Source organism: Psychrobacter sp. PP-21 (assembly GCF_033790785.1).
Taxonomy (GTDB): domain Bacteria; phylum Pseudomonadota; class Gammaproteobacteria; order Pseudomonadales; family Moraxellaceae; genus Psychrobacter.
The window spans coordinates 1-776 of record NZ_JAMYEB010000068.1 but is presented as its reverse complement, the minus strand read 5'-3'; the positions used below and the strand labels follow the sequence as shown (position 1 = coordinate 776).

General features: G+C 43.3%; 1 protein-coding gene. It reads left to right on the top strand.

Annotation, left to right across the window (positions count from 1 at the left end; translation table 11 throughout):
* Window positions 1-479, top strand: a 479-nt coding sequence (locus tag NJD71_RS13595; RefSeq protein WP_319052432.1) for a CHAP domain-containing protein, incomplete at its 5' end; no start/stop codon positions are given.
* Between the last annotated feature and the right edge of the window lie 297 nt (window positions 480-776).

Sequence of the window (776 nt, the reverse complement as noted above, 5' to 3'; positions counted from 1 at the left end):
CATTAAACAGCCGCTTATACGCTGAAAAACAACAGCAGCAAGTCAATAAGGTTCCTGACAGCAATTCAGCCCCCGCTATCGCTGCTGCTCGCGCCTCAAAAGTGGCTTTATCTGGCAGCTCTGGATACTGTGCCCGTTACGTACGTAAAGCACTACAATCAGCAGGTTATGAGTTCACCCCCAATCCTTCAGCCTATCAGTACGCCACTCGTGGCACGCTTGATAAAGCAGGTTTTAGCAAAATCAGTAATGATATGCCAACCCAAGTAGGTGATGTTATTGTCTATGATCGCTCATCAAAGCGCCCGCATGGCCATATCCAAATATTTGATGGCGAAAATTGGATTTCTGATTTCCGTCAGAACAGCATCAGCCCATACAGTGGTGTCTATGCTTATACGACATGGCGTGATTCAAAATACGTGGATGACGCATCCGCATCAGATCGTAATATCTACCTTGCTATGAATGATAAATAAGACTTTCTAAGTCAGCACAACATAGTTGTTATTTCCTCCAACCCAGTAGTGATCTTAATATCATTGCTGGGTTTTTTTGTGCTTAACATCAGGGCGTATTTAACCTTTCATGATTTGATCCGTCAGAAATGAACACTACTGATATCATTACTCATTACAAGAATTATCGGCAAGCGCGTTTAAAATGCCACATGATGACGCTGGTGCACTACTTGCACATTTCTGGCGCAAAACGGTCAAGTGATGCTTTAAGTGCATCAGTTCTTCCATTCGTATTTCCACAGCATGAATGTGCTC